This is a genomic window from Herbaspirillum seropedicae (assembly GCF_001040945.1).
Lineage (GTDB): Bacteria > Pseudomonadota > Gammaproteobacteria > Burkholderiales > Burkholderiaceae_D > Herbaspirillum > Herbaspirillum seropedicae.
This window is the reverse complement of the sequence record NZ_CP011930.1, coordinates 76,442-89,908: the sequence shown is the minus strand read 5'-3', so window position 1 is coordinate 89,908 and position 13,467 is coordinate 76,442. Positions and strand designations below refer to the sequence as shown.

Annotated in this window: 13 protein-coding genes; 9 read left to right on the top strand and 4 right to left on the bottom strand. The window is 65.4% G+C overall.

From position 1 onward, the window contains the following. Window positions 1-15: 15 nt before the first annotated feature. Window positions 16-2,022, bottom strand: coding sequence for an OPT family oligopeptide transporter (locus ACP92_RS00370; protein ID WP_013232159.1), 2,007 nt, complete (start codon window positions 2,020-2,022; stop codon window positions 16-18). 134 nt (window positions 2,023-2,156) lie between these two features. On the opposite strand from ACP92_RS00370, the gene ACP92_RS00365 reads away from it, so the two are divergent. From ACP92_RS00365 to ACP92_RS00325, 9 genes are all read left to right on the top strand, one after another. Next, on the top strand, window positions 2,157-2,702 hold the full coding sequence (locus ACP92_RS00365) for a hypothetical protein (protein WP_013232158.1): 546 nt from the start codon (window positions 2,157-2,159) through the stop codon (window positions 2,700-2,702). Window positions 2,703-2,872: 170 nt separating this feature from the next. Continuing rightward, window positions 2,873-3,217 (top strand): DUF1840 domain-containing protein, encoded by a 345-nt coding sequence (locus ACP92_RS00360; RefSeq protein ID WP_013232157.1) that lies wholly within the window; start codon window positions 2,873-2,875, stop codon window positions 3,215-3,217. A gap of 187 nt (window positions 3,218-3,404) precedes the next feature. After that, the gene (rsmB, locus tag ACP92_RS00355; RefSeq protein WP_041309933.1) at window positions 3,405-4,724 is read left to right on the top strand and encodes a 16S rRNA (cytosine(967)-C(5))-methyltransferase RsmB; all 1,320 of its coding nucleotides are present in this window, start codon (window positions 3,405-3,407) and stop codon (window positions 4,722-4,724) included. Continuing rightward, window positions 4,721-5,371, top strand: coding sequence for a DUF4390 domain-containing protein (locus tag ACP92_RS00350; RefSeq protein ID WP_013232155.1), 651 nt, complete (start codon window positions 4,721-4,723; stop codon window positions 5,369-5,371). Before rsmB ends, ACP92_RS00350 begins: the two co-directional genes overlap by 4 nt. Beyond that, entirely contained in the window at window positions 5,368-7,650 is a 2,283-nt protein-coding gene (locus ACP92_RS00345) for a sensor histidine kinase (protein ID WP_013232154.1), read from the top strand. The genes ACP92_RS00350 and ACP92_RS00345 overlap by 4 nt, the downstream gene beginning before the upstream one ends. 134 nt (window positions 7,651-7,784) lie before the next feature. Continuing rightward, a complete protein-coding gene (locus ACP92_RS00340) occupies window positions 7,785-8,534 on the top strand; it encodes a response regulator (RefSeq protein WP_013232153.1) in 750 nt (249 codons plus the stop codon). Window positions 8,535-8,965: 431 nt separating this feature from the next. After that, window positions 8,966-9,223, top strand: a complete 258-nt coding sequence (locus ACP92_RS00335) for a BTH_I0359 family protein (protein ID WP_006713246.1) — start codon at window positions 8,966-8,968, stop codon at window positions 9,221-9,223. 128 nt (window positions 9,224-9,351) lie between these two features. Then, window positions 9,352-10,029 carry a tRNA (guanine(46)-N(7))-methyltransferase TrmB gene (gene trmB / locus ACP92_RS00330; RefSeq protein WP_041309931.1) on the top strand — a complete coding sequence of 226 codons (678 nt, stop codon included), beginning with the start codon at window positions 9,352-9,354 and terminating at the stop codon, window positions 10,027-10,029. After that, window positions 10,026-10,871: a DMT family transporter gene (locus tag ACP92_RS00325; protein ID WP_013232151.1), complete on the top strand. Its 846-nt coding sequence runs from the start codon at window positions 10,026-10,028 to the stop codon at window positions 10,869-10,871. Before trmB ends, ACP92_RS00325 begins: the two co-directional genes overlap by 4 nt. A gap of 60 nt (window positions 10,872-10,931) precedes the next feature. Here the strand turns inward: ACP92_RS00325 and ACP92_RS00320 are convergent, their stop codons facing one another. The 3 genes from ACP92_RS00320 to ACP92_RS00310 all read right to left on the bottom strand — a co-directional run bounded on the left by ACP92_RS00320 (window position 10,932) and on the right by ACP92_RS00310 (window position 13,338). Further along, window positions 10,932-11,654, bottom strand: a complete 723-nt coding sequence (locus tag ACP92_RS00320) for an amino acid ABC transporter ATP-binding protein (RefSeq protein WP_013232150.1) — start codon at window positions 11,652-11,654, stop codon at window positions 10,932-10,934. Between the two features lie 5 nt (window positions 11,655-11,659). Then, entirely contained in the window at window positions 11,660-12,412 is a 753-nt protein-coding gene (locus ACP92_RS00315; RefSeq protein WP_013232149.1) for an amino acid ABC transporter permease, read from the bottom strand. A gap of 146 nt (window positions 12,413-12,558) precedes the next feature. Beyond that, window positions 12,559-13,338, bottom strand: coding sequence for a basic amino acid ABC transporter substrate-binding protein (locus ACP92_RS00310; RefSeq protein WP_013232148.1), 780 nt, complete (start codon window positions 13,336-13,338; stop codon window positions 12,559-12,561). Window positions 13,339-13,467 lie beyond the last annotated feature (129 nt).

Here is a 13,467-nt window from a genome sequence, read left to right as displayed (position 1 = left end):
GTTGCAGGCGCAATCTCAGCGCGCCGGCATGATCCGGCGCGCAAACGCCAGCAGGATCAGTGCAAAGGCGGCCAGCCCCAGCCACTGACCGATGGACTCGAAGCTGCCCGACACCAGCGCCAGCGGCGCATCCTTGCCGGTAAAGCCGATCACCCCGGCCAGCACCACGCCCACCAGGCTCTCGCCCACGATCAGGCCCGACGCCACCAGGATGCCGCGCTGGCGCGGCTTGTCGGCATAGGCTTCGACATTGGCGCCGGCGGCCAGCGCGCGGCGACGCAGCGCACGCTCGATGAACCAGCCCAGCAGCGCCCCCACAAACAGCGCGCTACTGACCACCGGCGGCAGATAGATGCCGATCCCCACCGCCAGCACCGGCAGGCGCGCCACCCCGCCGCGCCGCGCCAGCAGCCAGTCGATGACGATCAGCAAGATGCCCAGCCCCACGCCCACGGTGAGCATGGTCCAGTTCAGTTCGCGGGTGAAGATGCCGGTGGCGATGGCCGTCATCAGGGTGGCCTGCGGCGCGGCCAGGGCCTGGGCCGCGTCCATGCCGGCGCGCGGCAGCGCACCGGTGAAGCCATAGGCGTTATACAACAGGGTCAGCACCGGCGGGATCACCAGCGCGCCCACCACGCAACCCACCAGCAAGGCGACCTGCTGACGCCAGGGCGTGGCGCCGACCAGTTGGCCGGTCTTGAGGTCTTGCAGGTTGTCGTTGGCGATGGCGGCCACGGCGATGATGGCGGCGGTCACGAACAGGGCGATGGCGATGGCCAGCTTGCCGCCCTCGGGCGTGGCCAGCAGCGTATCGACCATGCCCGAGGCCAGCAGCAGCAACGACACCAGGATCACCGCGACGATGCCGATGCCCGAGATCGGGCTGGAGGACGAGCCGATCAGGCCGGCCATGTAGCCGCAGGCGGCCGCCACCAGGAAGCCGAACACGAAGGCAAACACCACCGCATAGACCACCAGCCCGGCAAAGAGCGCCGGCGACACCGGCGCTCCCGCCAGGAAGGAGGCGAACACCACTGCCAAGAGGCCGATCATGGCCAGGCTGATGATCACGATCCAGCGCGGCGACATGTCCTGGTCGGTGCGCTCGGTGCTGCCCTGCTGGCGGCGCGCCAGCGTGGACAGCGAAGCCTTCACGCCCTGCACCATGGGGCCGAACAGCGTGGCCAGGGTCCAGATCGCGGCCACGCCGATCATGCCCGCGCCGATGAAGCGCACCTGGCTTTTCCACAGACCGTTGGCGAAATCGGCCAGGCTGACGTCGGCCGCATGGGGCGTGACCGCGGTCAGGTAAGGCACGGCCACGCCCCAGGCCAGCACCAGCCCGATCAGGATGGCGATGCCGGAGACGATGCCGATCATGTAGCCCGCGCCCACCAGCGCCAGCGAAAATCCCATGGTCAGGCGCACCGCCGAGGCGCCTGCGGCGAACCACAGGCTCATGCTCTCGGCAAACACCTTCAGGCCGCTGGCGGCCACGCTGAAGCCTGCCGCCAGGGCGCCGCCGAAGAGGATGTCGCGCAGGCCACGGCGGCTCTCTTCACCGCCGTCGGCGTCGGCGCTGCCCACACGCAGGATCTCGGCAGCCGCCACCCCTTCCGGATAGGGCAGCTCGCCCTGCACCACCATCACCCGGCGCAGCGGGATGGAGAACATCACCCCCAGCATGCCGCCCGCGGCGCAGATGCCCAGGGTCTGCAGGAAGGGGAAGCCTTGCCAGTGGCCCATCATCAAGAGGCCCGGCAGGATGAAGATCACCGAGGACAGCGTCCCGGCCGCCGAGGCCTGGGTCTGCACCATGTTGTTTTCGAGGATGTTGGCGTTGGCGAAGAGGCGCAAGACCGCCATCGAGATCACCGCCGCCGGAATGGCCGAGGAAAAGGTCAGGCCGACCTTGAGCCCGAGATAGACGTTGGAGGCCGTGAAGACCACCGTGATCAGGGCTCCCAGCAGCATGCCGCGCAGGGTCAGTTCCGGCAGGCCGGCTTGGTTGTCGTTTTGCATAGATCAGTCCAGGGAAGGCGTTGGAATGGCTTCTTATACCGCAAGAATTGCCGGAGAGCCATCAGACAACAGCGCTTTTTATGCCTTGCTGCGGCTTTGTTATGATGGCTCCTCCCTGGCCACGCCTTTATCCCATGCGCCGCTTACCCGCCCTGTCCGCTTCCCTCCGCCTGGCCGCGCTAACCGCTATCGCCGCGATGGCCTTGCAAGCCTGTTCACCGCGCTACAACTGGCGCGAAAGCAGCGACAATGGCGCGCATTTCGTGGTGCTGCTGCCGGCCAAGCCCAGCAGCGTCACCCGCGAGATCGACCTGGACGGTCCGCGCGTGGAGATGAGCATGACCGCGGCCGAAGTCGACGGCGTCACCTTCGCCGTGGGCACCGCCGAACTGCCTGACGCCGCCGCCGCCGAGCGGGCGCTGGCGGCCATGCGTACCGCCCTGCTCAACAATATCGCCGGGCAGGCCCAGGGTGCGCCGGCCTGGCCGGGCAAGACGGCGGGCCTGGACCACAGCATGGACCTCGAGGCCCGTGGCGTGGCGCGCGGTCGGCCCCTGCGACTGGCTGCGCGGCTGGCCAGCCGGGACCGGCGGGTCTACCAGATCCTGATGGTAGGTGAAGAAAAATCCTTCACTGATGAGAATCTGGAAACCTTTTTCAGCTCATTCAAACCAACGTGAACGGTCCCGCTGCAAGATGACAAAGGCGGCGTGACCGGGGTATTCTTGGGCTCGCCCGTGACTCCAGACGGGCGTCCCGCAGGAATGCGGATGCTTTGCAGCGCATTTCCACCAGGCCAGGCCCGTCCGGCTGCGCCCAGAACATTTTCAATCAAAGACCCAGAGGAAATATGCTGATCACATTCAAATCAAAAGCGGCTGCCGATGTGGTGATGTATGAATCGCACGCCAAACCCATCCTGGACCTGTTGCACAAGGACCCCGCGCGCGGGGTGATCACCGCTGCCGAAGCCGGCGAAGCCATCGCCGCGCTGGAACAGCAGATCAACGCCAGCAAGGCCCACGAAGCCGCCGAAGCCCTGGCCCGTGATGTCAATGCCCACCACAACGCCGACGTGGACGACCACAACCACGAAAAGATCGAGGCCGTCAGCTTCTCGGCGCGCGCCTATCCGCTGCTGGACATGCTGCGCGAAGCCAAGAAGGGCGGTTACGACATCCTCTGGGGCGTCTGATATCGCCGCCAAGGCCATCCCCGCATCACGCATCACCTGAAACGGCTGTCGCGATCATCCACCGCGACAGCCGTTTTTCCTGGGCGCGCTCCCCGGACGGGCTGTTACACTGACGGCCCGCGCCTGTGGCCACAGAAGTTTCCCCAGCGAAACGCCGCCCGCGCCCCCTCTTGAGCAAGCAAACGACGTGATCCAGATTTCCCTTCTTCCTCCCGGCGCCAAGGCCGATTCCCTGGCCTACCAGTTGGCCTACGCCGCCCAGGCGGTGGCCGCCGTGCGGGCCGGCCACGCGCTGCCGCAGGCGCTGGCGCAGATCTTCAGCCGCAGCGATGCGCCAGCGCCGGCGCGCGGCGCCATCCAGGATCTCAGCTACCGCGCCATGCGCAGCCTGGGCCTGACCGAGAGCCTACTGGGCCTGCTGGCCAACAAGCCGCCCCAGCCGGAGGTGCTGCATGGGCTGCTGGTGACGGCGCTGGCGCTGCTGGTCAACGAAGAAGAGTCCGGCTACGACAGCTTCACCGTGGTGGACCAGGCCGTGCAGGCCGCCGCCATCAGCCCCGAGATGAGTTTCGCCAAGGGGGTGGTCAATGCCATCCTGCGCCGCTTGCTGCGCGAACGCGCCACCCTGATGCCGCAGGCGACCAAGACCCCGCCCGGCACCTGGAACTACCCGACCTGGTGGATCGACCGCCTCAAGGCGGCCTATCCCGAACAATGGCAAGCCATCCTGCACGCCGGCAACCAGGCCCCGCCGCTGACCCTGCGGGTGAATCGCCGTCGCACCACGGTGGCGCAATACCTCGACACCCTGCAACAGGCTGGCATGGCCGCGCGCCAGGTCGGCCCGGCGGCGGTGCGGCTGCACCGGCCGGTGCCGGTGCAGCAGCTTCCCGGTTTTGCCGAAGGCGTGGTGTCGGTGCAGGACGCCGCCGCCCAGCTGGCCGCGCCGCTGCTGGACGTGGCCGATGGCATGCGGGTGCTGGACGCCTGCGCCGCCCCGGGCGGCAAGACCGGCCATCTGCTGGAACTGGCCGATCTCGACCTGCAAGCCCTGGACCACGACACCCGCCGCCTGCAACGCATCGCCGAGAACCTTGATCGGCTCCAGCTCAAGGCCCGCCTGACCACCGGCGACGCCCGCGCCGACGACTGGTGGGATGGCCAGCCCTTCGATCGCATCCTGGCCGACGTGCCCTGCACCGCCTCGGGCATCGTGCGCCGCCACCCGGATATCCGCTGGCTGCGCCGCAAGACCGACACCGCGCAGCTTGCAACACTTTCCACGCAAATTCTGGACAAGCTTTGGCAGATGCTGCGACCCGATGGTAAATTGCTGCTGGTAACCTGCTCGCTGTGGCCCCAGGAATCGGAGCAGCAGGCAGTCGCCTTCGCGCAGAAGCACAACGCCATCCGGTTGCCCGCACCCGGCCAACTCCTGCCCACCGCCAGCGAGACGGCCGACCATGATGGTCTGTTCTATGCGCTGTTCCAAAAACCTGGTGCATGAATTTGACGCAATCGGACTTCGCCCCTTCCCACCGGCAAAGCCCTCGGCCCCTGGCGGCCTGGGGCCGCCCTCCATCACGGCTGCTGGCGTGGCTGCTGCCGCTGCTGGCGCTGCTGCTGGCGCTGCTGCTGGCGCTGGCCTGGCATCCTGCCCGGGCTGCCGAAATCACGGTCAGCCAGGCCAGCATCGAGCATAGCGACGAGGGCTACCGGCTCTCGGTCTCCTATGACTTCGATCTGAACCGTGGCCTGGAAGACGCCCTCTCGCGCGGGGTGCCGCTCTATTTCACCACCGACGTGCAGCTGACCCGGCGCCGCTGGTACTGGTTCGACGAAAGCAGCGTCTCGGCCACGCGCACGGTGCGCCTGTCCTATAACGTGCTCACGCGCCAGTACCATACCGCCATCAGCGGCCAGCTGCAGCAGAGCTTCACCAACCTGGACGACGCCCTTACGCTGATCCGCCGTCCGCCGCGCTGGCTCATTGCCGACAACAATACCCTCAAGAGCGGCGACAACTACAACGTCGGCCTGCGCATGCGGCTGGACGTGGCGCAACTGCCCAAGCCCTTCCAGGTCAACGCGCTCAACAACAGCGACTGGCGGCTCTCCTCCGACTGGATCGAATTCACCTACAAACCCGAATGAGCCGCACCTTACGCTATCTGCTGGTGGTCGGCGGGGGCGTCATCAGCATCCTGCTGTTCCTGCTGGCCTCGGCCTCCGAAAATTCCGCCCTCTTCGAGCAGCACTACCCCTGGCTGCTGTTCTTGAATGGCCTGGCCGCCATCTCGCTGCTGGGGCTGGTGCTGCTGCTGCTGGGCCGGCTCTACAAGCGCTACCGCCGCGGCAAGTTCGGCTCGCGGCTGCTGGCGCGGCTGGTGCTCATGTTTGCGCTGGTGGGAATCCTGCCGGGAGCGGTGATCTACCTGATGTCGGTGCAGTTCGTCTCCCGCTCCATCGAGTCGTGGTTCGACGTGCGCATGGAGGCGGCGCTGGAATCGGGCCTGAACCTGGGCCGCAACGCCCTCGACTCCTCGCTCTCAGACCTGGTCTCGCGGGCGCGCGGCATGGCCCAGGAGCTCTCCGACATGAGCGACTCCGAACAGGTGACCTATCTGTCGCGCCAGCGCGACCAGAACATGGAAATCACCATCGTCAACGGCAGCGGCCAGGTCATGAGCACGGTGGGCGGCTCCATCGGCTCGCTCACGCCCATCCTGCCGAGCACCCAGGCGATGCGCCAGGCACGGGTCTCGCGCGCCTTCTCGGCGGTGGAAAGCGATGACAGCCGGCCGGCCAGCGGCCAGTCCGACTCCGACGGCAACCTGCGCCTGCATGTGGTGGTGCTGGTGCCGGCCCCCAGCCGGGCGCTGGCGCTGCAAGGCGAGACGCGCTACCTGCAGATCCTGCAACCGGTGCCGGACTACCTGGCCAGCAACGCCGAGACCCTGCGCCTGGCCTACAACGAATACCAGCAACGTTCGGTGTCGCGCTCGGGCCTGCGCAAGATCTACCTGGTCACGCTGACGCTCACGCTGCTGCTGGCCATCTTCGCGGCCATCGCCAGCGCCTTCCTGATCGCCAGCGACCTGGCCAAGCCGCTGCTGCTGCTGGCCGAAGGGACCAAGGCGGTGGCCGAAGGCAATCTCTCGCCCCGGCCCATCGTGAGCACCTCCGATGAACTGGGCACGCTGACCCAGTCCTTCAACATCATGACGCGCCAGCTGCTGGAGGCGCGCACCTCGGTGGAAAAGAACCGGGCCGAGCTGGAAAACGCCAAGGCCTACCTGGAGTCCGTGCTGGCCAATATGTCAGCCGGGGTGATGGTGCTGGATGGCCAATTCAACATCCTCAGCGCCAACGACTCGGTGCGCCGCATCCTGGGCCACGACTTCTCGGCCGATATCGGCACGCCGCTGCAGACCATCGAGGCGCAGGCGCCGTTCGCCCAGGCGGTCATCCGCGCCTTCTCCGAACAACTGGCCCAGCACAGCAGCGATTCCACCCCGGACGGGCTGCACTGGCAGCGCCAGTTCGAACTCTCGCGCCAGCCCGGCGCGATGCTCGACAGCGACGACGAGCAAGGCGGCAAGCCTGACCACGACAAGCTGACCCTGCTGGCGCGCGGCTCGCACCTGCCGGTGGAAAACGGCGTGGGCTATGTGGTGGTGTTCGATGACATCAGCAACGTCATCTCGGCCCAGCGCTCCATTGCCTGGGGCGAAGTGGCGCGCCGCCTGGCGCACGAGATCAAGAACCCGCTCACGCCCATCCAGCTCTCGGCCGAACGCCTGCAGCATCGCCTGTCGGACAAGCTCATGCCGGCCGACGCCGCCATCCTGGACAAAGGCACCACCACCATCGTCAACCAGGTCACGGCCATGAAGCGCATGGTGGACGATTTCCGCGACTACGCCCGCACGCCGCCGGCCAAGCCGGTCGCGCTGGACCTCAATGCACTGATCGAGGAAATCCTCAACCTCTACCTGGCCGGCGACGGCCGCGACGCCATCCACGCCCGCCTGGCGCCCTCCATGGCCAAGGTCATGGGCGACGCCACCCAGTTGCGCCAGGTCATCCACAACCTGCTGCAGAATGCCCAGGACGCCGTCGCCGACGAAGGCGAGGTGGCGCCGCGCATCGACGTGCTGACCGAACAGATCGACATTGCCGGCGCCGATGGCCAGCGCCAGCCGGCGGTGCGCCTGTCGATCATGGACAATGGCCCTGGTTTTTCGGCCAAGATCCTGGCGCGCGCCTTCGAACCCTATGTCACGTCCAAGAGCAAAGGGACCGGTCTGGGACTGGCGATGGTGAAGAAAATCGTCGAAGAACATGGTGGCCGCATCGATATCCAGAACCGTACCGATGGGAGAGGCGCAAAAATTGTAATTTTGCTGGTAAAGTTAGCATCTGTTGAATAAATGCGACACGACTCAAGATTCGAAGGCACTAGGCGGGGGAACCGGCAGTTCATCCAGGCGCTCACAGCATCGGGCAGACCGGCCGGAAGGGATCGAACACTTGGACAATGAACTAGCAGCGAGGAAAGCAGCACATGGCTAACATCCTGGTCGTCGATGACGAAATGGGTATCCGCGAATTGCTCTCAGAAATTCTGGGCGATGAGGGACATGTCGTGACCACTGCGGAAAACGCGCAGCAGGCACGTGAGCTTCGCCAGGCCGGCGTCCCCGACCTCGTGCTGCTCGATATCTGGATGCCCGACACCGACGGCGTGACGCTGTTGAAGGAGTGGCAGCGCGATGGCCTGTTGACCATGCCGGTCATCATGATGTCCGGCCACGCCACCATCGACACCGCCGTCGAAGCCACCCGCATCGGCGCACTCAATTTCCTGGAAAAGCCGATCGCCCTGCAGAAGCTGCTCAAGGCCGTGCAGCAAGGCCTGTCGCACAGCCGCGAAGCGGTGCGCCCGGCCGGCTACCGGCCGGCGCCCGTGGCCGCCGTGGTCAACGGCGCCGCCGACGGTCTGCATACCCCTGAACACGCGGCCCCGGTGGCGGCCTATGCGCCGGCCCTGGGCGGCGAACCGTTACACCATGGGACGACGGCCAGCACGCCCTTCGGCCAGGTCGCCGACAATGCCGCCAACATCTCCTTCGACCTGCCGCTGCGGGAAGCGCGCGACGCCTTCGAGCGCGCCTATTTCGAGTACCACCTGGTGCGCGAAAACGGCAGCATGACCCGCGTGGCCGAACGTACCGGCCTGGAACGCACCCACCTCTACCGCAAGCTCAAGCAGCTCGGCGTGGAACCGGGCAAGCTGGCGCGCAAGAATCACTGAGCGCCACTGAGCGCGACAGCAAGCTCACAAAAACAAACGGGACCTTCACGGTCCCGTTTGTTTTTGGCCTGCACGTCATCCGTCAGAAATTTCCTGATAGTCATCCGCCGCCCATCGCGGCATTCTGGACACATACCGGCTTGCCCTGCTGCAATGCGCAGCCTGGCCGGCGCGGGTCGATGAACTTCCAGGAAAGGATTTCATCTACTCTTGGCAGGTGACATGGCAGCAAAGGAAATGGCAGGCCGCCCAAAAGTTCCGTCCGGCCCTGCCGTAACCAGTATCAGGGGCGCCCGCCACGTGGGCGTTCAAAGCGGGAGCTGTATCGAGGTAGCAGAGATGCACATGCGGCGCGGCCCTTCAGGGTCTTGAAATTCTTGGTGAAGGCGCCACTTCCTTTTCGAAGCAGTATTCCAGCATAAGGAGTCACTATGAACCTGATCTACAACAGCGAGCAGTATAGCGTCGTCGAATTCGGTGCCGATACCGATCACGAAGCCCTGCGTTTCGGTGGCTACGAGATCATGGACAAGTCCGGTCAGCGCGAGATCTACATCGACGGCCCGGCCGCCGAGCTGTTCCGCAAGGATGTCCAGGAACTGATTGCCTCCGAGCCCACCATGGAAGACATCGACAACTTCCTGAGCCGCTACGATGTGATGATGCGCCATCCGATGACGCTGCATTGACATGCCTGCACGTCTTCGTCAGACACGCCGCGCACCCAGCGCGGCGTTTTTTTTTGGCATCAGCAGCAGGACGGCGAACTGTCGGCATCGTCCGTTAAAATGGCGGTTTGCCGTCCATTCTCCGCTCCGTGAATTCGTCTCCCATCAGCAGCGCCCAGACCGGCGTGCATGAACAGCTGGCCAGCCTGGTAGCGCGCCACGCCGCCCATCCTTTCAGGAAGCCCGTCGCTGACTACAACCTGCGCGCCTTCGAGGCCAGCATGGACGCCTGGCGCGTGGCCGGCCAGGCGCCGCTGATCCTGGACACCGGCTGCGGCGTCGGATTGTCCACCTTGCACCTGGCGAGCCAGCATCCGGATCACTTCGTCATCGGTATCGACCAGTCCGCCGACCGGCTGGCGCGCCATACCCATTGGGATGGCCCGGAACCAGCGAACCTCTGCTTCGTGCGCGCCGACCTGGTCGATTACTGGCGGCTGGCCTTGCAGGCGGGCGTACGTCCAGCCCGGCATTACCTGCTCTATCCCAATCCCTGGCCCAAGATCGGCCACCTGGCGCGGCGCTGGCAGGGTCACGCGGTCTTTCCCGCCATCGTCGCGCTGGGCGGCCAGATCGAGTGCCGCAGCAACTGGCGCATCTATGTCGAGGAATTCGCTGCCGCCCTGAGCCAGCTGAGCGGACAGCGCATCCAGGCCGAAGCGTGGAGGCCCGAGCGCCCCATCACTCCGTTCGAACGCAAGTACCTGGCCTCCGGTCACGCGCTCTGGCGTTGCCAGGCCGATCTGGATGCGGTGCGCACCGCATGAACATCGCTGTCATCGCCCTGGTGCTGGCGGCAGCCCTGCTGCACGCGTCCTGGAATGCACTGCTCAAGAGCAGCCATGACCGCCTGGCCTCGCTGGCGCTGATGACCCTGGGTGCGGGCATCGGCGCGATCCCGCTGATCCTGTGGCGGCCCTGGCCGGAACCGGCCAGCTGGTTCTACATCATCCTCTCCGGCCTGCTGCACACCGGCTACAACCTGTTCCTGATCCGTGCCTACCGGATTGGCGACTTCGGCCAGTCCTATCCGATTGCGCGCGGTTCCTCGCCGCTGCTGGTGGCGCTGGGTGCGGCCGTGTTCGCCGGCGAGCAGCTGGGACTGTACACGGTCATCGGCATCCTGCTGGTCTCGCTGGGCATCGTCAGCCTGGCCGACCTGCGCGCCATGCGCAGTCGTGAACATCTTGCCGGGCCGCTGGCCGCCTTCGCCACCGGCGCCTTCATAGCCGCCTACACCATCACCGATGGCATCGGAGCGCGCCTGGCGGGCGACGCCATGAGCTATGCCGGCTGGCTGTTCGTGCTGGACAGCATTGCGCTGGCCGTGATCTACCAGCGCCGGCATGGCCGCTGGCCGATCGCGCTGGGAAGGCGCGAGACCTGGACCGGACTGGGCGGGGGCGTGATGTCGCTGCTGGCCTACGGGATCGTGATCTGGGCCGTGACGCTGGCGCCCATGGGCATGGTCTCGGCCCTGCGGGAAACCTCGGTGCTGTTTGCCCTGCTGATCGGCGCGCTGTTCCTGGGAGAACGGCTCACGCTGCGGCGCGTACTGTCGGGCGTGGTGATCGTGGCCGGGACCATCGTGCTGGGTACGCACCACTGAGCCGCAAGCACCATGAAAAACGCCGGGAGTGATCCCGGCGTTTCTCATCGGCGCTGACGCTTACAGCACCTTGCGCAGGAAATCGCGCGTGCGTTCATGATGCGGGTCCCCCAGCACCTGCTGCGGCGGCCCTTCTTCCATGATGACGCCCTGGTCGATGAACAAGACGCGGTCCGACACCTCGCGGGCAAAGCCCATCTCGTGCGTGACCACCACCATGGTCATGCCTTCTTCAGCCAACTGCTTCATGACGGTGAGCACCTCACCGACCAGTTCCGGATCCAGCGCCGAGGTCGGTTCATCGAACAGCATCACCTTGGGTTCCATCGCCAGCGCCCGCGCAATGGCCACACGCTGCTGCTGGCCGCCCGAGAGCTGGTTGGGGAAGGCGTCGATCTTGTCCAGCAGGCCCACCTTCTGCAACAGCTTCTCGGCCACCAGCACGGCCTCGCGGCGGGACAGCTTCTTGACCTGCATGGGCGCCATGATCAGGTTTTCCAGCACCGTCATGTGCGGGAACAGGTTGAAGCGCTGGAACACCATGCCCAGCTCGGCGCGCAAGGCATTGAGGTTGACCTTGGGGTCATTGAGCTTGACGCCTTCGATGAAGATGTCGCCGTCGCTGACTTCTTCCAGGCCATTGAGACAACGCAGGAACGTGCTCTTGCCCGAGCCCGAGGGGCCGATCACGCACACCACTTCGCGGGCGCGGATCTCGCAATCGATGCCGCGCAGGATGTGGGCCTGGCCGAAGCGTTTCTGGAGTTGGTTGACCTTGATCATCGTGCTCATCGTGCATCTCCCTTGCCGTAACGCGCTTCCAGATGGCGCACCAGCGCCGACAGCGCCAGCGTGATGAGCCAATAGATCACCGAGATGGTGAGGTAAGGTTCCCAGTAGCGCGCATAGGCGCCAGAGACCGTGCGCGCCGCATAGGCCAGTTCGGCCAGCCCGATGGCCGAGGCCAGCGAGGAATCCTTGACGATGGCAATCGCATTGTTGCCCAGCGGCGGCAGCATGCGGCGGAAGGCCTGCGGCAACACCACGCGGCGCAGGGTGGCCAGGTAGCTCATGCCCAGCGAACGCGAAGCCTCGCTCTGGCCGCGATCGATGGACTGGATGCCGGCGCGGAAGATTTCCGACACATAGGCGCCCGAATTGAGCGTGATGGCCAGCACCGCCGAGGCGAACGCGCCGTAGTGCGAGCGGATCTCGCGCGCCAGGTCGCCCGACAGGATCAGGCCGCCGCTGGGATTGATCAGCATGGGCATGAGGGCGAAGTGGATCAGCAGGATCTGCACGAACAAGGGCGTGCCGCGCAAGAAGCTGACATAGAAGCGGATCGGCCACTGCACGCAGTAGCAGAGGAAATATTTCCAGAAACCATGGCGCGCTTCGGCCAGGCGGCCGACGCCCAGCACCAGGCCCCAGCAGGTGCCGGCGATGACGCAGATGATCGCGGCCTTGAGGGTCATCCAGGTGCCTTCGACGAACAGGGGCAGGTATTCGCCGATGATTTCCCATTGGAAGAAGGAATTCATGATGAGAGTCCGTTCAAACGGATTGTGTAGTCTGTCAGGGGGTGAGCAGAGCAGCGGAGGGAAAACGGCTGCCGCATACGTCAACATACGCCAGCAGCCGTCATCAGGAGTACGCCATGCCGGCTGCGGCGTGGCGCGTGTCATGCTTACTTCAGCGGCAGGGTCGGCACGTCGCCGTCGAACCAGGTCTTGTAGATCTTGGCATAAGTGCCATCGGCCACGATCTTCTTCAGGCCGGCGTTGATCTTGTCCAGCAGTTCCTTGTTGCCCTTCTTGACGGCGATGCCGAAGTACTGGCGCACGAACTTGCTGTCACCCACCACCTTGAACTTCTTCTCGGGATGACTCTTGATGTAGAACTTGATCACGCCCACATCCCCCACGGCCGCATCGACGCCGCCGCGATACAGTTCTTCCAGCATCAGCACGGTATTGTCGAAGCGGTGGATGGCGGTGCTGGCCTTGCCCAGTTCTTCGGAGACAACGATGTCACCGGCGGTGGAATTGACCACGGCCACCTGGGTCTTCTTCAGGTCCGACAGCGACGTGATCTTGGCGTCGGCGTTGGTGATGATGACCTGCTCGGCCGGGAAGTAAGGCAGCGAGAAGTCCACCATCTGGGCGCGCTTGTCGGTGATGGTGATGCCGGAGATGATGATGTCGCGATCACCCTGGCCGAGGGTAGCGAAGATGCCTTCCCAGGGGGTGCTCACCAGCTGGATCTTGAAGTTGGAGGCCTGCGAGATGGCCTTGATGAGGTCGATGTCGAAGCCCACCAGTTCCTTCTTCGGGGTTTCGAATTCGAAGGGACGGTAGGTGCCGCCGGCGCCCACCACATAGGTCTGGTCAGCCGCCAGGGCAGTACCGGCGGCGCAGGACAGGGCCAGCGCGCTGGCGGCGGTGGTCAACAATTTCTTGAGGGACATGATGTCTTCTTTCTGATGGAGGATGAAGCAGGAGAGCAAGATGCGTGCGCACCTTCGCTGCGGTCCCGCAGGGAACCCGTTCCTGGCTGGCGAGAATGGCCGGCGCTTGCCCTGGCCCCTCCCGCCGCA